Source organism: Clostridium malenominatum, from assembly GCF_039521365.1.
In the GTDB taxonomy this organism is placed as follows: Bacteria; Bacillota; Clostridia; order Clostridiales; family Clostridiaceae; genus Clostridium_AW; species Clostridium_AW malenominatum.
This window is the reverse complement of record NZ_BAAACF010000001.1, coordinates 194399-213032: the sequence shown is the minus strand read 5'-3', so window position 1 is coordinate 213032 and position 18634 is coordinate 194399. Positions and strand designations below refer to the sequence as shown.

General features: G+C 32.1%; 16 protein-coding genes. 1 reads left to right on the top strand and 15 read right to left on the bottom strand.

All coding sequences use genetic code 11. From position 1 onward, the window contains the following. Positions 1-26: 26 nt before the first annotated feature. From ABDZ69_RS01090 to ABDZ69_RS01075, 4 genes are all read right to left on the bottom strand, one after another. A complete protein-coding gene (locus ABDZ69_RS01090; RefSeq protein WP_343765542.1) occupies positions 27-1031 on the bottom strand; it encodes a permease in 1005 nt (334 codons plus the stop codon). A gap of 4 nt (positions 1032-1035) precedes the next feature. Continuing rightward, positions 1036-1326, bottom strand: a complete 291-nt coding sequence (locus ABDZ69_RS01085) for an ArsR/SmtB family transcription factor (protein ID WP_343765541.1) — start codon at positions 1324-1326, stop codon at positions 1036-1038. A gap of 167 nt (positions 1327-1493) precedes the next feature. Next, positions 1494-2978 (bottom strand): methyl-accepting chemotaxis protein, encoded by a 1485-nt coding sequence (locus ABDZ69_RS01080; protein ID WP_343765539.1) that lies wholly within the window; start codon positions 2976-2978, stop codon positions 1494-1496. A 129-nt stretch (positions 2979-3107) separates the two neighbouring features. After that, positions 3108-3839, bottom strand: a complete 732-nt coding sequence (locus ABDZ69_RS01075) for a VCBS repeat-containing protein (protein ID WP_343765538.1) — start codon at positions 3837-3839, stop codon at positions 3108-3110. Positions 3840-4197: 358 nt separating this feature from the next. Here ABDZ69_RS01075 and ABDZ69_RS01070 point away from each other — a divergent pair, with 358 nt between their 5' ends. Beyond that, the gene (locus tag ABDZ69_RS01070; protein ID WP_343765536.1) at positions 4198-4656 is read left to right on the top strand and encodes a C-GCAxxG-C-C family protein; all 459 of its coding nucleotides are present in this window, start codon (positions 4198-4200) and stop codon (positions 4654-4656) included. Positions 4657-4706: 50 nt separating this feature from the next. On the opposite strand, the gene ABDZ69_RS01065 is transcribed toward ABDZ69_RS01070, so the two are convergent. The 11 genes from ABDZ69_RS01065 to ABDZ69_RS01015 form a co-directional block, all read right to left on the bottom strand. Continuing rightward, positions 4707-6254: a methyl-accepting chemotaxis protein gene (locus tag ABDZ69_RS01065; protein ID WP_343765534.1), complete on the bottom strand. Its 1548-nt coding sequence runs from the start codon at positions 6252-6254 to the stop codon at positions 4707-4709. Positions 6255-6289: 35 nt separating this feature from the next. Next, positions 6290-7933, bottom strand: coding sequence for an FAD-dependent oxidoreductase (locus ABDZ69_RS01060; protein ID WP_343765533.1), 1644 nt, complete (start codon positions 7931-7933; stop codon positions 6290-6292). A gap of 17 nt (positions 7934-7950) precedes the next feature. After that, on the bottom strand, positions 7951-9138 hold the full coding sequence (locus ABDZ69_RS01055) for a M24 family metallopeptidase (protein ID WP_343765531.1): 1188 nt from the start codon (positions 9136-9138) through the stop codon (positions 7951-7953). 75 nt (positions 9139-9213) lie between these two features. Beyond that, the gene (locus tag ABDZ69_RS01050) at positions 9214-10773 is read right to left on the bottom strand and encodes an AbgT family transporter (protein WP_343765529.1); all 1560 of its coding nucleotides are present in this window, start codon (positions 10771-10773) and stop codon (positions 9214-9216) included. Between the two features lie 26 nt (positions 10774-10799). After that, positions 10800-11984, bottom strand: coding sequence for a MalY/PatB family protein (locus tag ABDZ69_RS01045; protein WP_343765528.1), 1185 nt, complete (start codon positions 11982-11984; stop codon positions 10800-10802). A gap of 153 nt (positions 11985-12137) precedes the next feature. After that, positions 12138-14213 (bottom strand): sigma 54-interacting transcriptional regulator, encoded by a 2076-nt coding sequence (locus ABDZ69_RS01040; protein WP_343765526.1) that lies wholly within the window; start codon positions 14211-14213, stop codon positions 12138-12140. A 111-nt stretch (positions 14214-14324) separates the two neighbouring features. After that, positions 14325-14711: a hypothetical protein gene (locus ABDZ69_RS01035; protein WP_343765525.1), complete on the bottom strand. Its 387-nt coding sequence runs from the start codon at positions 14709-14711 to the stop codon at positions 14325-14327. Positions 14712-14753: 42 nt separating this feature from the next. After that, complete coding sequence (locus ABDZ69_RS01030; RefSeq protein WP_343765524.1) at positions 14754-15374, bottom strand: hypothetical protein; 621 nt, start codon at positions 15372-15374, stop codon at positions 14754-14756. A gap of 102 nt (positions 15375-15476) precedes the next feature. Then, complete coding sequence (locus ABDZ69_RS01025; protein ID WP_343765522.1) at positions 15477-16142, bottom strand: HD domain-containing protein; 666 nt, start codon at positions 16140-16142, stop codon at positions 15477-15479. Positions 16143-16177: 35 nt separating this feature from the next. After that, positions 16178-17281, bottom strand: a complete 1104-nt coding sequence (locus tag ABDZ69_RS01020; protein WP_343765520.1) for a helix-turn-helix domain-containing protein — start codon at positions 17279-17281, stop codon at positions 16178-16180. Between the two features lie 177 nt (positions 17282-17458). Further along, complete coding sequence (locus ABDZ69_RS01015; protein ID WP_343765518.1) at positions 17459-18625, bottom strand: iron-containing alcohol dehydrogenase; 1167 nt, start codon at positions 18623-18625, stop codon at positions 17459-17461. Positions 18626-18634 lie beyond the last annotated feature (9 nt).

Below are 18634 nucleotides of genomic sequence, written 5' to 3'. Positions count from 1 at the left end.
GCATAAACTCCTCAAAATTTACCCCCTTACATGAAAAGATAACCAAAGGCATTAAAGCTGTATCCAATTATAATAATTCCTAAGGTAACAATGCCCGCAAATATAGCTAAAAGTTTTGGCTTAACAACTTTTTTAAGCATAATCATAGATGGAAGAGAAAGGGCAGTTACTCCCATCATAAAGGATAGTGCCGTACCAAGCCCTACACCCTTTAAAACTAAAGCTTCAGCAATTGGTAGTGTTCCAAAAATATCAGCATACATAGGAACACCTACAAAAGTTGCTAATAGAACAGAATACCATTTACCTTGTCCTAGTAAGGCAGTTATTATGGACTCTGGAATCCAGTTATGGATAGCAGCGCCTATTCCTACACCTATTAAAACATATAACCACACTTTTTTTACTATATCTAGCACTTGATCCTTTGCAAAATCTATTCTATCTTTAGTAGTCAACTCCTCTTGTTCAACTTCAAGGACCTTGTTGTTAAAAACAAAGGGCTCTACATATTTTTCTAGTTTCAATTTACTAATAATAGTTCCTCCAATAACTGCTAGTACAATACCTACAACTACATAAGCTATTGCAATTTTCCAGTTAAATATGCTAGCAAGCAAAATAACCGATGCTAAATCTACAAGAGGGGAAGATATTAAAAATGAAAAGGAAACACCAATTGGTAGTCCAGCATTGGTAAACCCTATAAATAGTGGAATAGAGGAGCAAGAGCAAAATGGTGTAACAGTTCCAAGTAAAGCGCTTAATATATTAGCTGTAATTCCACTAAACCTACCTAAAATTTTTCTAGTTCTTTCAGGTGGAAAGAAACTTTGAATATATGAAATCATAAATATTAAAACTGAAAGTAATATAAATATTTTTATAACATCATAGATAAAAAAGTGAATACTCCCTCCAACTTTACTATTTACGTCTAATCTAAAAACATTTCTTACAAGCACCGTCACTAAATTATGAAGCCATTCCATTTTCAGTAATTGATTATTTAACCATTGAAATATATACATAAAATCATCTCCTTAAAATTTTTAACCCCATATCATCAAAATAATTTTGTAATAGCTCTAAAGAATTTTTATTAATTGAATACTTCATCCATATTCCATCACGCCTACTCTCCACAAGACCACTTTCACATAGGATTTTCATATGATACGAAAGCGTAGGCTGAGTTATATTGAATTCCTCAAGTATATTACAAGCACAAAGCTCCCCGCTAGAAAGCATGTCAAAAATTTTTACCCTTGTTTCATCTGATAGTGCTTTCATAAATAAAGCATATTCTCCATAGTTTTTACTCAATTCATTTACCTCCACTAGTTTTTGTTTATACATATAGATAGATATCTATATGTATTATATTCCAACACATAGATAAGTGTCAATGTGTTTCTTTACCTTATATAATTTATTTGATAAGGTAAAGGATTTTTACAATTAAAATAAGGGTTTTCCTATTCAGAAAACCCTTAGCTCTTAATATACTTACTCATTCCCTTTGAAATATCTAATAATTCCTTTGTCAATTCTTTCGCCTTACTACTTTTTTTAGAGTATTCTTCTGTGGCTACTATTACTTTCTCAGTAGTTAACACCGTTTCTTCTGAAACACTCCATATACCAGAAATAGATTTCACCACTTCATTATTGCCTTTAGTTAATTCACTAATTTGTGAGTTAACATCTTCAATTTTATCTTTTAAAAACTCTATAGTATGGTTTATATTTAAGAAAACACCTTTTGTTTCAACTATCAATTTATTTTCCTCAGCATTTATAGTTTTCAATCTTTCTATTTCTAAAAAAGATTTCCTACTTTCTTCTTTAAATTCCTTAATTATATTATTGATATCTATAATAGCTACCTTACTTTCTTCAGCTAATTTTTTTATCTCTTCTGCCACAACCTTAAAACCTCTCCCTACTTCCCCTGCCCTTGCTGCTTCTATGGATGCATTTAAAGCTAATAGATTGGTTTGTTCTGCAATAGAATTTATAACTTCAGTAATTTCTCCCATAGAATCGGATTTCACATGGGTATTTTCTACAATGGAATATAATCTTTTATAGCTATTATCTCCTTCATTAAATTTTTCTACTAAATTACCTACTATGGTGCCTCCTTTTAATAGCATGTCCTTTGCACTTTCTGAAGACCTTTCCATATTGTTTGAAAGCTCTAAGGTAATTTGTAAACTCTGCTGAGTCTCCTCTGATAAATTGGTTTGATCCTGTATTCTTTTTAAATTGTCTTTAGCTCCAGCTCCAACTTCTCTAATTGACTTTTCTACAGTTTGAGAATATATCACTATTTCTTCAACTATATTATTTATTTCTTTTGAATTATTGTCTAATATATTTATAGCTTTATATATGTCCTTTAGTATTTCATTTTGAAGATATTTCTGTTCATTAAGACTTTGAAGATTATCTTCTAATCCCCTTCTTTGTCTTCCTCCAATAGTTACAACTAAGAAAACTGCCCCTATAAACATGATAATTGTTCCTATTTGCATAGTATAATTTAAAGTATCCATATTGGAATTAAAGCCCTTTAAATATCTTTGAATAATGTAAATCAAATTAATAGAAAACACTATAAATGAAGAAATATATATAAATTTTTTTTCAAAATATAAACAATAAGCACATAAGAGCGGAAAGATAAATATAAAAGTTAGAGGAGATTTACCATTAAATAATACTAAAGTGTATGTAATGGTAAACCCTACAAATGATATGATTTTTATTATGTTGCTTTCCTTATTTTTAAGATAGATAGCAATTGAAAAAAGTAAACATATTAAAAGAGGGCTTGACCATAAAGAAATAACTAAAAGGCTTCTTTCCCCTTTTAAATACTCAATTAAAAATCCAGCTAACACTATAACAGACATTAATATATTAATCTGCAAAACCGATAAATTTACTTTTTCTATGAAATTTTCCCTCATATTCTCAATCTCCTTAAGCATAATTAAGTATAGTATATATAATTTATCGACAAAGTACATTAATTATTGAATATAAAAAACGGACATTATCTTCTTATTTATTAAAGATAATGTCCATTTATGTTATTATTAAACTTCCGTTCCGAAAATAGCTACATTCTGATTATCCAAAACAAACCTATTGTTTTGCCATTTTAAAGTATTCAAAACATATCCTAAAGAATCTGCATTATATCTTCCAGCTATTTTTTGATAAGCCAATAGCTCATATACTCCATTGGAATCAAAATCCACGGGATACATTCCGCTTAGTGGATTTACAAATCCCGTAATTGGATTCTTTAGCTTTCCATTTTTATGGTATATTTCATTTAAATAATCTTCTCCCCTGTTTGATATGTCTATAATGTATTTTTCATTGTTTTTCTCACTTATAACTTCAACCTTATAATAATCTTTATAAGTAACCTCATATTTGTATTCTTGGTTATATAACTCAAAGTCAAAAATTAACATGGGTATATTCCTAATAAATGAATAAATATAATGATACATTATTGCACCACTACCGCCTGAGTCAATACTTATTAAAATATTATCCACACCATTTCCCGTAAAATCCCCTAAAAATAACCTAGGATTATATCCTTGGTTTTGGTTTTGAGGAAGTGGTATTCTAGTAACTCTACCTGTTCTTCCATCCCGTATAATTAGGGTAATGTTTTGAATAAACGGACTAGATGGCGTTCTTGTTCCAGTTAAATACACATCATCAGGTATTCTATCACCATTTACATCTCCTCTTGCTTGAGCTATAACACTTGGAGGCATCATATTATCTCTGAAATAATAATTATACATAATATCTCCTTTTAATATAAGTTCTATATAATATGTTATGATTCTATCCTAAAATATGTTAATGCCCAAATCGAGGAAATCAAATACTCACTACTCTTCAAAAATCTTCTCATATATATGCACATACTCTTTACCTAAATCTTCTACAAAATCATGAAAATGTGTTTTATCAATAGTTCTCTTTATATTTTTATCTCTAATAACCTTATCTACTGTTCCTATAGTGTGTACTGGCTCTTTATTAAGATAGCTTTGCCATAAGGTTAACTTATTACCAATGAAAATATTGTACTTAACTTTTTAAAAATAGTATACTAGTAATTAATTGATTTTTAAATATTATTTAGGGGGAAAAGGATTGGATAATGTAATTGACTTAAACAAAATAAAAACTACTGCAGAAAACTATTACCGTAATGGTGATTTTTATTGTTCTGAATCAATAATAAAAACAATTAAGGATGAGTTCCAACTACCTGTATCCGATGACATTGTAAAGATGGCTTCAGGCTTTCCAGTGGGGATAGGTGGTTCTGGATGTACTTGTGGTGCAGTAGTCGGTGGTATCATGGCAATAGGTTTATTTTTTGGTAGAAGTGAGGCAAAGGACAAAAGGGTTAATAAGACTATGACTTTGTCCAAAGAATTGCACGATGTTTTTCAGTCTAGACATAAGTGCTTATGTTGCAGAGTTTTAACTAAAGGTATGAGGCTTGGTTCCAAGAAACACATGGATCAATGCATTTCTTTTACTGGAGAAGTGGCAGAAGAAGCAGCAAAAATAATAGTTAGAGAATTAGGCCTAAAAGTAAAATAATTAAATAAGGAAAGTTTAGTGCTAAATACACTAAGCTTTCCTTATTTAAATCAAAGCCTTAAATCACCCATGAGTATTCCAGTGATTTTCCCTGAATTATCTTTTACAGGTACTGCCATGGCAATGCAGTAATTATTTGTATCTACAGAAATATAAGGCTTTGACATAAATTCCTTTCCTGCAATGGCTTCTTTAAAATATGGACGGTGTGCAAAATTTACATATACCTCTTGTTCTTTATAATCCAAAGTTATAGCCTTTCTCATGCCGTCTTTTTGCATAGTGGCAAGCAGTTCAAATTGAGGGTGTGTTTTTATTTCATCCTTCAAATAAGCAGTACCACTAGAGTATTCCATAGCCACTAAGGAAGGATTTTTAGCCATTTCCCTTAATTCTTTTAAACCATTTTCTATGTACTTTTGAGTTTTATCATCTATTTTATAGTTTTTTACAAAGTCCGCCACGTACTTTTCTATACTCTTATTCATTTCTAAAAGATAGGACAGCCTTTTAAAGGTTTCATCTGTGGTGATAGCTTGTTCTTCCGCTGAAGCCGCCATTTCCTCAGTGGAGGCCGCAATGTTTTCAAAGGTGTAGGATGTATTTTTAATAATATCCACAACGCTTTTCATCATTTTTTCCTGTGTATCTATTTCCTTGCTTATTTCGCCAAATGTTTCAAAGACCCCTTTTGTTTCAATGTTAATCTTCTCCAAATGCTCTTTGGTTATATGGGAAAAATCAACATATTCTTTAATGGAATTAGCCTCCTCTTCCATACTACAGATAATATTATGTATTTCCTCTTTTATGCCGTCCACCACCTGCTGTATTTGCTTTGATTGCATAGTGGAGTCCTCCGCAAGTTTCCTTACCTCCTCTGCCACCACCGCAAAGCCCCGTCCTGCCTCACCAGCTCTTGCAGCTTCTATGGAAGCATTAAGTGCTAAAAGATTAGTGCTATCACTAATGGTACTAACCTTATCTGCAATACTTTGAATTAATATGGTTTGACCTTCAAGATTCTTTACCCTCTCAGCAGTTTCTGCACTAGTTTTAGCCGCCTTATCTAGCTTATCTATAAGAGACTCAAAGTTTTCGCTGCTTTCATCAATTGTTTCTATGGTTATGTTAGCCTTTTCTTTTACTAATTCTGACTTCTCCACAATGTTTTTTGCAACATTCATAGCTTCTTCTGAATAACTTTCTGCATCTTTTATAGAAGTTATTTGGTCTTCCATGGATTTTGCAATTTCATTTATAACCTTAACCGTTTCTTTAGTGGATATATTAATCTTCATGGTATCGCTATTTAATTCACTGGTGTAATTAATGCTTTTATCTGTAAGAGTCATGATTTGTGCCACTAAATTTCTAAATTTTAAAATAAGATTGTTTACATTAGAATGTAGTGAACTTAAGTAATCCATCTTCCCCTCATTTAGCTTTTTTGTAAGATCTCCTTGTGAAATATTAAAAAGCAAACTATCCACAGCACTATATTTTTTCCTCATATGTTTTACCAAAAAAACCGTGAGAAATATCCACACAATTTGCATAGTAATTAATATGAAAATTACAACTTTATACCAACTCATTCTTACCTCCCAATAATCCTCAATCCCTTTAAAGACTACTTATTCCCTTGGTCTATTAAAAACTGTTCGTAAAATTTATAGCCTCCGCTTAAGTTTAAAGTATCAAAGCCCTTCTGCTCTAAGATTCTTTGAGCAATATACCCTCTTTGACCCACTCTACAATATATATAATATTTTTTACTCTTATGTAATTCAGAAATTCTATCACGAAGTTCATCTAGGGGAATGTTTATAGAACCCTCTATTCTTCCCTCCTGATTTTCTTGCTCTGTACGCACATCTAAAATAATATCCTCTTTAGGGATATCTTCTATATCTTCAATATAAAAGGGCTTCATGATTCCGTCTAATATATTGCCTGCTACGTATGCAGCCATGTTGACAGGGTCCTTTGCCGAAGAAAAAGGTGGTGCATAGGCAAGCTCCAGCTCCTGCACATCATACACATTAAGCCCCGCTCTTATGCTAGATGCTATGGTGTCAATTCTTTTGTCCACTCCCTTATACCCTACAATTTGTCCCCCTAAAACCTTTCCTGTATCTGGTGCAAATAAAAGCTTTATGGTCATAAACTCCGCCCCAGGATAATAAGTAGCGTTTGAGGCTGAATAGGTGATAACTTTTTTATAGCTAATGCCGTTTTGCTTTAAACTTCTCTCACTTTCCCCTGTGGAAGCTACGGTCATATCAAAGACCTTTGCTATGGCAGTACCTTGAGTTCCATTGTATTTTACTTTTTTTGATACTATATTATCAGCAACTATTCTTCCTTGTTTGTTGGCAGGACCTGCAAGAGGAATAATATTTTCCTTGCCGCTAACAAAACTTTTCACAGAAACAGCATCTCCTAGAGCATATACATCAGCCTGAGAAGTCTGCATAAACTCATCAACGATGATTTCTCCCCTTGCCCCCAGGTTAATAGCACTGTCCTTCAAAAATTCCGTTTCGGGCCTTACCCCTATGCTCATTATTACTAAATCTCCATCTACTTCACGTCCATCTTCTAAAAGCACAGACTTATCCTTAATTTCTACTACTTTACTATTTAAGTATAAGTTCGCTCCTTTTTCCCTTATATGGTTGTGAATTTCGTGGGACATATCACTATCAACAGTACCCATAACATGATCTGCCGCTTCAATAATAGAAACATTTATTCCTAAATGTCTTAGGTTTTCCCCCATTTCAATTCCAATAAATCCTCCGCCAACTACAACGGCATTTACTGGCTTTTCTCTATTTATATATTCCTTAATATTTAAAGTATCTGGAACTGTTCTTAAAGTATGTACATGGGGTTTATCTATGCCCTTCATACCTGGCACAATAGGCTTTGCGCCAGGTGACATTACTAAAACATCATAGCTCTCTACATAAATTTCACCACTATTATGATTTAAAACTACTACTTCTTTTTTATCTAGATTAACACTTGTAACTTCATTTTTTACTCTTACATCAATATTAAACCTTTTTCCAAATCCTTCAGGTGTTTGTAATAAAAGCTCATTTTGATCCACAATTACATTTCCAATATAATAAGGTAATCCACAGTTTGCATAAGATATATAGTCACCTTTTTCAATCATTACTATTTGTAAATCTTCTTTGTTTCGTCTAAGTCTTGCGCAAACTCCAGCTCCACCTGCAACTCCACCAATTACTACTACCTTCATAACCCAAGTCTCCTTTTCTATCTTATTTCATCTTGAAGATAATGAGGTGTCCTATAGGTTAAAACCTCTGCACCATCCTTTGTAACCAAAACCATATCTTCTATATTGAATCCACCAACTCCCCTAATATACATAGGTACTTCTATACAAAAAATCATTCCTTCTTCAATAACTGTATTTTCTGTTGGAGTAATTACAGGATACTCACAGGTTTGAGGTCCAATGCTTATGGAATGTCCCAAATGACCTCTTTCATAGCTTGAATACTTTTCCTTTACATAAGAATATCCTAATTTAAATAAATCGCATATTTTCATACCTGGTTTTATATTTTCAATCATCAACCTTTGGGCATCATATAATCTCTTCTTTACTTCCACCAGAGTAGGGTTACCTTTGCCTATAATATAAGATCTTGACATATCTGTAGTGTAAAAGCTAAATTCGCAGTTTACCCCCCCGTCAAATTTAAAAATATCTCCATCTTTTATCACATTATCCGTTGGCAATGTAAGCTTTGATGAATTTACCCCTGAGGACAGCATGGACCAACTGCTAGGTACGCATACCTTTGACTCCATTACTTTACTTCTATATATGTTTATTAATTCCCTTTCACTAACTCCTGCCTTTATAAAACTGCTAGTGTATAGTAAGGCTTCATCTTCCACCTTTGTAATTTTTCTAAACACATCTATTTCTTCTTTTGTTTTAATGCTTCTTCCTTTTACAAATAAGGTGGATATGTTTACAAAATTCGCCTCTGGAAGTATTTTTAATAGCTTATTGTAAAAGTTATGGGATATATAATCCATTTCAAGGCCTATAACCCCTTTAGAAAAGCCTGATTTTTCTATTCTGTCATGAATAATTTTAAATATATCTACTCTTTCTCTATTTAAAGTTAGGGCTATATTTTCTTCTATTTCTGCTAAATTTTTCACCCCAACCCAAGTATCATAGGCTAATACTTCTATATCAGTATTTTCTTCAAAAGTTGGCTTTTCAAAATCCATAGTAATAGCACAGGGCTTTACATCATCCTTCCACATAATAGCAGCAGAAAATTCTGCCTGCCTTGAAACACAATGTTGATTGCCAGCATAGTTAGCAACATAAAATACATTTTCTGGAGAAGAAACTATTGCAACATCTATATTATTTTCTATCATTAATTTTTTTATTTTTTCACGTCTATTTTTCATTTAAATCAACTCCTATTTTAAAATAGCCAGTACTACAACCCTATTGTAGTTGCGGCACTGGCATTCATTTTATTTTTACATAAGTGGATATAAAAGTGGTGCTCCTGGTCCTAGTGGAAGCCCTATTAAATACCAAGCTATAAAGAATACTATCCATCCAATAAGTATTGCAATTGAATAAGGAAGCATTGTGGATATAAGGGTTCCCATGCCGCTCTTTTTATCATATTTTTGACAAAATGCCACAACGAGTGCAAAGAAAGGCATTAAAGGTGCAATTATATTTGTAGATGAATCACCTATTCTATATGCCATTTGAGTAAGTTCTGGTGACAATCCAATTCTCATAAACATTGGCACGAATATAGGAGCCATCATAGCCCATTTTGCTGTATCTACAGCAATAAATATATTTATAAAAGCTGTTACAAGTATAAAAGAAACAATCAAAGGTATTCCAACAAACCCTGTTTTCTGAAGGAAACTTGCCCCATTAACAGAAATAATAGTTCCAAGGTTTGAATAGTTAAAGTGTGCAACAAACTGAGCTGCAAAGAATATTAATACTAAATATCCACACAAGCCGCTTATAGCTTTTACCATTAAATCAATAACATCTTTATCATTTTTTATAACCTTAGCCCCAATTCCATAGAAGAAACCTGGTATAAGAAAGAATAACATCATGAAAAATATAATTCCACTCATAAATGGAGATTTCATTATTGCTCCTGTTTCAGGATTTCTTAAAATAGCATTTTGAGGTACTACTAAGATTAACATTATTACTAAATATATAAGTTCTGATATTGCTGCAAACTTCATTCCTCTTTTTTCGTTGCCAGATACATCTTCTACAATAATTTCTTCATCTGGAGTATAGGCTCCTAGTCTAGGTTCAACAATTTTTTCTGTAACTAATGTACCGATTATTGTAATTAAAAATGTGGATGCTACCAAGAAGTACCAATTGCTTGTAGGTAAAACTTGATAATTAGGATCTAATGTATTAGCCGCTTGCATTGTCATGCCTGCAAAAACAGGATCATTTGTTCCAATTAAAAGGTTTGCAGCCCAACCTCCAGATACCCCTGCAAAAGCTGAAGCCAAGCCTGCTATAGGATGACGACCAAAGCTCATGAAAAGCACAGCTCCAAGGGGAACAAGTACCACGTAGCCTGTGGAGGAAGCAACGTTAGACATGATTCCTAGAAATACAACCATTGCTGTTACCATTTTTCTAGGTGTTACCTTTGCAACTTTTCTTAACATTGCCGCCATAAATCCAGTTCCCTCTGCCACTCCTACTCCTAGCATAATAACGAATACAGGCCCTAATGCCACGAAACCTGTAAAGTTACTCACTACAGATGTTACCATAAATCTAATTCCTTCTACAGAAAGAAGGCTGGCTGCTGCAACTTCTTTTGTTACCATTGCTTTTTTCGTAGCATCGAACATTTCATAACTAACTTTAACTCCAGCGCTAGCACAAATAGCAGAAATTACAACAACAAGTGCTGATAATATGATAAAAATTGTGGTGGGATTTGGTAAGGCATTTCCGACTTTTTCAACTGCGTCTAAAGCCCTTAGGATAAAACTTTTTTCCTTTTTGTTGTTAGTCTTTAACATTAAAAAAACCCCCTAAAAATATTTTATTATTGAATTTTTAAATAATTATCTACTGCTACCTTTAGTTGATTCATGGCCTTTTCTAAGATTTTAATTGAACAAGCAGCATTTAATCTCATAAAACCTGCTCCATCTTCTCCAAAAGCTGTACCGTTATTTAATCCTAACCCAGCCTTTTTTACCATGAATTCATTAAGTTCTTGAGGATTCATTCCTAATTCTCTGCAATCTAACCAAATTAAATAAGTACTTTCAGGTATGGACATTTTTATCTTAGGAATATTTTCATCTAAAAACTTTTTAACAAACTTCATGTTATTTTCAATGTAAGGTATTAGCTCTTTAAGCCACTCTTCTCCTTTATCATAAGCTACTTCAACCGCAACTGCGCTAAAGCAATTGTTTCTTCTTATATCCATTTTACCCCAATACTCATCATATTTTTCTTTTATCTCTTTATTAGGAAATACTATACTACTAGCTTGAATTCCTGCAAGATTGAATGTTTTAGTTGGCGCAAAGCAAGTTATAGTATTCTTCGCAATCTCCTTTGACACTGTTGCCATTACAGTGTGTTTATTATTAAATAAATTCAAATCTGAATGTATTTCATCTGACACAATAGTTACTCCATATTTTACACAGATATCTCCCAATTTTTTAAGTTCATCGACGCTCCAAACTCTTCCTACTGGGTTATGAGGATTGCATAGTATAAATAGTTTAACTCCATCTGAAACCTTTTTTTCAAAGTCATCAAAATCTATTTCGTATCTACTATTTACTTCTTTCAATGAGCTGGTTACTACCTCTCTATTCCAATCATTAATTACAGTAAAGAATTCAGAATATACAGGGCTAAGTAGTAAAACTTTATCTCCTTTTTCACTTAATTCGTTTACAATGTATACTAAAGCAGGTATAACTCCAGGACTAAAGCTCATTAAATCTTTATCTATTTCCCATCCATTTCTTCTTTTTTGCCAATTTAAAATGGCCTCATCATAACTTTCTTTTCTAGAGGTATATCCAAATATTCCGTGTTCTGCCCTTTCTTTCATTGCCTCAATTATTTCAGGCGATGTCTTAAATTCCATATCCGCAATCCATAATTGCAATAAATCCTTAGTTCCAAATTTCTTCTCTGCTTCATCATACTTTACAGACCACATATTACTTCTGTCAATAATAGCATCAAAATCGTATTTCATATACTACTCCTCCTTATTTATCATTACATTTAATTATAGAGCAATTTATGTGCCAATACATTAATCATGTTAAATGTCGCATTATTCCAACTTATTTCATCTAAAAATGGTTGAACTGTATACAATTCAACCATTAAACCCATTTAATTCATGCTAACACTTATTATAATAATTCAATAGAGCTTTTCCCAGGCTTGTAATTTTACTACCACCACGGCCCTTGGAAACTCTTACAAACCCATAACTCTCCAAGTTTTTAAGGATTGTTCTTACACTTTGTTCTGAAATGTTTAACCCTCTATTAAAGGCTTCTTCGGAGATGAACTTCCTACCAATAAGTAAATTATTTTCATTTGCTATGTAAAGGCATTCTAGTATAAATAAGTTCTCTTCTTTAGAACATTTATTGTTATTTTCAAAGCTTTGAATTTTTTCTACATCAATAGAGTCCTCATAATTACTTGTAACAACTTTATTTTCCTTTAAAGAAGCTGGCAAATCCTCATATTCTATTATTTCTTTATCCACATAACTGAGATATTCCACATAATTTCTAAGTTCTCTAACATTGCCATCGTAATTATGGTTTACTAGTGCAAATTTAGCCTTGCTATCTATTTCAAAATGTTTGCCTATACTTTTTTGCATAGCATCAAATAAAATCATTATATCATCTTTTCTATTCCTTAAGGGTGGAATGTCCAATGGAAGGGTATTTAATCTATAGTAAAGATCCTTTCTAAAGCTACCCTTTTTTACAAGTTCATCTATTCTTTCATTTGTTGCTGCTATAATCCTTACATCTATATTTATAATTTTATTTCCCCCAATGCGCATTACTTCACGCTCTTGAATTACTCTTAATAGCTTCACTTGGAGCCCTACACTCATCCCCTCTATTTCATCTAAAAATAATGTGCCTCCATGAGCAAATTCAAATAGTCCTAGCTTTCCTCCCCTTTTAGCTCCCGTAAAAGCTCCTTCTTCATATCCAAAAAGCTCACTCTCTAATAAATTATCAGGAATTGCTGCACAGTTTATGGCTACAAAAGGATACTCTTTTCTATTGGAGTAATTATGTATTGCTTGTGCAAATAATTCTTTACCTGTACCACTCTCCCCCGTAATTAATACAGAAGAGTTTGTCTTTGCCATCTTTTTTCCTATATCAATTGTTTTTAATATAACAGGACTCTTTCCAATAATATCTGAAAAATTATACCTAGCTTTATGTCCTTTATTTAATAGTTGAACTCTTAACTTATGTTGATTAAATTCCTCTTCAGAGAAGTTTTGAATGATAGCAAAGGCACCATAGAAACTATTGTTTCTAATAACTGGAGTGAGTGATAAGTTTACATCAATATTATTTATCTTTATAAGCTTTGACTTAATGGTTGTAAGGTTATTTTTGCATACATCAAAGGGTATGTTATTAAAAAGATTCGTTCCTCTTTTTCCTATCATCTCTTCTTTTTTTAATAAGGTCAGCTTTTCTGCTATTCTATTAGCGCAAAATATAACTCCCTCCTTATCTGTACCAATCACTCCCACATCTAATATACTTAGAAGTATTTCAAATTGACTTTCTAGTTGAGTTTTTTCACCAAAAAGTCTATCTACATTATAATTTGCTATAGGTAACTTTGAAGCATACTCTTTAAATTGATTTGTTAATAGAAAATCCTCAAACCCCAACTTAAAAGCTATTTCAGTTACGGTATCAACATCTAATACACGATTACCTATATTTATTACATCTTTTATATTTTCAGGAACAAACCTCTCCTCATCTGGAGTTATAGCAAGGGTTATATCCTTAGGATAATTCTTGACTCCTGGATACACAGGGTAAAAAGTTATATTCTTTAAACCTAACTGATATAATGTAGCCATAGTTTCTGTTACCATTTGAGCGGATAAATTTACCATATAGGCAAGAGTTCCTGGAGGATATGCTAAAAGTCTATCCAAAATCTCTTTATAAAAAGTAAGTCCTATAATTACAACCTCAGCATCCATTCCCACCATTGTTCTTAAATCCTCTTCCCTTCCAAAAGCACATGTGGAAGTAAGATATAAATCTGCTTTTTTAAGATTCAATGGATTTTTATCATCTGTAGAATATGTATCTATCTCTATTATGTCACCCAAAAGCTTTAGTAGATTATCTTTATAAAACAAGCCAATTTTCTTATCATAAGTTATTATAGCAACCTTTTTTCTCATAAGCCCTCCATATATATCATAAATTACATACAAATAAAATAAGGGTAGAAACTTTATCTACCCTTATACTATTCTATAAATATTATTAAATTTCCTTTTTAACATTTTCCCTCATGTCCTTTTAAACTTTTTATATAAATAAACACCCAGTTGTATTACTAACCCTAATCCTAATCCCACTGAAGCCCACATAAATAAAGATACAATCCCTATTAAATCTCCCCAACCAGTCATAGGGCTTAAAAAAGCACGATACATTTCAAAATATCCTAAAATTAGCCCAATAATTAAACATATAAAGGCGATTTTACATATAAAATATACTAATACAAAAGCTATAATACCTACTACAATTGAAAATACCATAAAGGCAAATATATTATTTATGTTTACTTCATTTCCTAAAAATCCTCTAACTCCTATAAATATAAGCATAAATGATAATATAGCTACACTTAACCCTATGGATATGGAATACTTTCTTTCTAGTTTAATCATTTTTATTTCACCATTCTTTCTTGAATGTTAAGTTCTTTTCCTTTAAGGCTTCATAAAAAAACTGAAAGCATCTTTAGTAAAACCATTTGCATTATCTGGACTTTTAACATTACGTATATGATATACTTTATTATCATAATCCTTTGCCTGATTATCACATATATAAGCATAGTCATAGCTTCCTTCTTCTACCCAATCCATAAATACATAGGTATGAGTAGGAACACCATTTTTATTCCCCATTCCATCTGTGGTAAATACAATATCTCCAGGCTTAAGATTTTTATAGTTATTATCTTTTTTCCATCCCTTTTCTTTTAAGATTTCTATCAATTGAGCTGTATTGCAAGTATCTTCCGAAATTCTAACATTGTTTCTTCTTAATACTTCTGCTACAAAATAAACACAGGTATTAGCAGAATCTCCGTTATTTAATGCTATAGCAGAATTAAACACTGTTTTTTGATTTTTTTCCACCTGCATATAAGAATATATCTGTTCTCTTAAATTTGTTTCCTCACTTATTTTACTCATAAGCATTTTTTCAAGGGATAGAAAGGCTATAAATACCACAATCAAAGTTGTTAAGAGCAATTTAATTTTTCTTACAGCTTTTGCTCTTCTTGCCAATTTTGCTTTTCTTACTACTTTTATTTCTCTCATAAATTATTATCACCCCATATATTTGCTTTATACATGCAATTATACAAGGTAATTTTTTAAAACTAGTCACTATAATTCTTACAAATTTCTTAAAATTTACAACTATAATAACTTTGTGCCATTTATCACTAATTGAAAGGTAGCTCCTAAGAAATCCGCTGCCTTTCTACACATCATCATTCGATTTAAAAATATTTCAAAGTACTCCATTAAGGAGCAAATGGTCACATCTATTTTCATTTCTAGTAAAATAATTCTTTTTTCTCCATCAACTTTAACCTCTGAATCTTCTACTGCGTAATTTACACGGTCATGAATATCGAAGGTAGCAAAATCCGTATTTCTAACCCTGCTCCTTCTAACATCGCTTTTATCTGCTAGTATTAAAGCTGCTGAAACTGTATTTACCGATTGCCCCGTACCTTCATCATGATTTCCAATGGCAGAAACAATGGTGGCGATTTCTTCAGGAGGCATTTCCATTCTAGTTAAAATATTAAAAGCTAAAATAGCACCGGTCTGAGCGTGGTCTACTCTATTAACCATATTTCCGATGTCATGTATATATCCTGCTATTTTCCCTAGTTCTTTTTCTCTTTCACTATATCCTAAGCTAGACAATATGCTGGCTGCAGTGTAAGCTACTCTTCCAGCATGCACAAAGGAGTGTTCTGTATATCCCATCACTCCTAATAATTCATCTCCCTTTTGAATATAGGTTTGAAATTCCTTATTGTTTTTTATATCTTGAAAAGTTATATTTTTCATCTATATCTCCCACCCTTTACTTATATTATAAAAAATTATTTCCGCGATTCTTCTAAGTATTTTAACTCTTTTACAATATTTATAAACTCTTTTCTTTCTCTAATTTTATCAAAGTTTGGCTCTTCAAAGATTTTAAAAATATTTTCATATAGATTCATAGTTATTGTTCTAGTAGAATCCGGAAGTTCATCAAAACACCATAGTGTGCTAAATTTCTCTGATTTATTAATGTCATTTCCTCTTATATATTCTACCATTTTATTTAGCATTTCTATAGCTTCTTCCCCTTTATTTAACTGTAAATAAGTTTGTGCTAGATGAAAATATTCCATCCATAAAAATAATATTCCTTCTCCCTTAGGAGATATTAAATTTTTAATTTCTATAGGTAATTTATGATATTTTTCTACTCTATTTAAATCTTTATCGCTTTTCAAATATGAATTAGCTAGTCCCTTGCATATTAAAGATATATCATTTATGCTCTTATACAGTTTTCTTTGAAGTAATTCCCTACCTTTTTTCAGTTCATTCTTTTGAATATATATGCTTGCAAGTATATCATTAGGGTCACACTGGCTTTTATGGATCTTATTTAATGCATCTATTGCTTTATCTTCTTCCCCAATTGTTGAGTAAAGACCTCCAAGTTGAAATAAAGAAGCTTCAACTAGATCTGTTCTACTACAATTTTTAGCCACATCCTCAAACAATTCAATGGCATAACCTATCATATTCATAGACTTTTCCGCGCTTATACCTTTCCATGAATACATAGTAAATAGAAAACCAATTCTAAACTTTAGATAATAGCTTCCAGAATGCTTTGATACATAGTTTTTACTTTTATCTATTCCCTTTTCTAAGTCATTATCATTGAAAATTTCTTGACACTCACTAAATATCTTCATAACTTCATCATCTGAAAGTTCAATTTTAAAGTTTAAGAGTTTATCAATGGAAACATTAAAAAAAGTTGCAAGGACAGGTAGTAAGGTTATATCTGGATAAGAAATTCCACTTTCCCATTTAGATACTGCCGCTGTTGACACCCCGATAAAATTCCCTAATTGATCTTGTGTAATTCCTTTTTCTTTTCTTAATTTAAAAATCACTTCACCTATTGGCAATTTATCCATACTTCTCACTCCATAATTTTATTATAAGGCCCCATGTATTTAGTATAACTTAATATGCCTTATGTACCAATGGATATATGGTTAAATATTATGATGTTAATTTAACTTATGGTTAATTTGCCTGATATACGCATAAAAGCTATGAGCTTTACACTCATAGCTTTTACACTTCCCTTTTTACAGAGCTAAACGATATATATTTTCTACATCCTTAGCACTTAATGATACTAAGCTACCTAATTTATCATTCTCACCCATTAATTTTTTTACCATTTCTGGAATATCATTTTCTTTTGCACCAATTTCCTCAAAAGTTAATGGCATACCTATGGATTTTAAAAAGTTCTCAAATCTATGTATTCCCTCTAATGCAGTTTTTTCAGGATGTTCAAAGTCCATTTCACATCCCCATACTCTAACTGCCATTTGAGCAAATTTATTCACTGCATTTCTCATTACGTATTTCATCCATGCTGGAAAAACAACTGCCAGACCTGCTCCATGGGCCACATCATATAAAGCTGATAACTCATGTTCTATTTTATGGCTGCTCCAATCTTGATCTCGCCCTACTCCACAAATATTGTTATGAGCAATCATTCCAGCCCACATTATATTTGCTCTAGCATTATAGTCTTTTGGATTCTCTATAACTCTTGGTACTTCTTTAATTATGGTCAGTAGCACACTTTCACAAAGTCTATCAGTTATTTCAACGTCTTTAGTATTTGTAAAATATCTCTCAAATACATGGGCCATGATGTCTGTAGCACCGCAAGCTGTCTGGTAATTAGATAAAGTAGTAGTTAGCTCTGGGTTTAATATAGAAAACACAGGTCTAAGTACATCTCCGCCAGCACTACGTTTTAACATACCATCCTCATGGGTTATAACAGAACCGCTAGAACCTTCGCTACCTGCTGCTGAAATAGTTAAAATAGTTCCCACTGGGATTGCTTCTTTTATCACTTTTCCTTTATAAAAATCCCAGAAGTCTCCATCATACTTCGCGCCTGCAGCTATAGCTTTTGCAGAGTCAATAACACTTCCTCCGCCAACAGCTAAAATAAAATCTATATTCTCATCCTTGCAAAGCTTTATTCCCTCATAAACCAAGCCGCTTCTTGGATTAGGCTTTACCCCACCTAAAGTTTTATATCTTATGCCGCTTTCAGTAAGGGATTTTTCAACTCTTTCTAGCAAACCGCTTTTTACAACAGAGCCTCCACCGTAATGAATTAAAACATTAGCACCGCCAAAACGCTTAACATATTTACCTGCTTCATTTTCAGTATCCTTGCCGAAAACAAAATATGTTGGACTGTAGAATGTAAAATTGTTCATAATAATCCC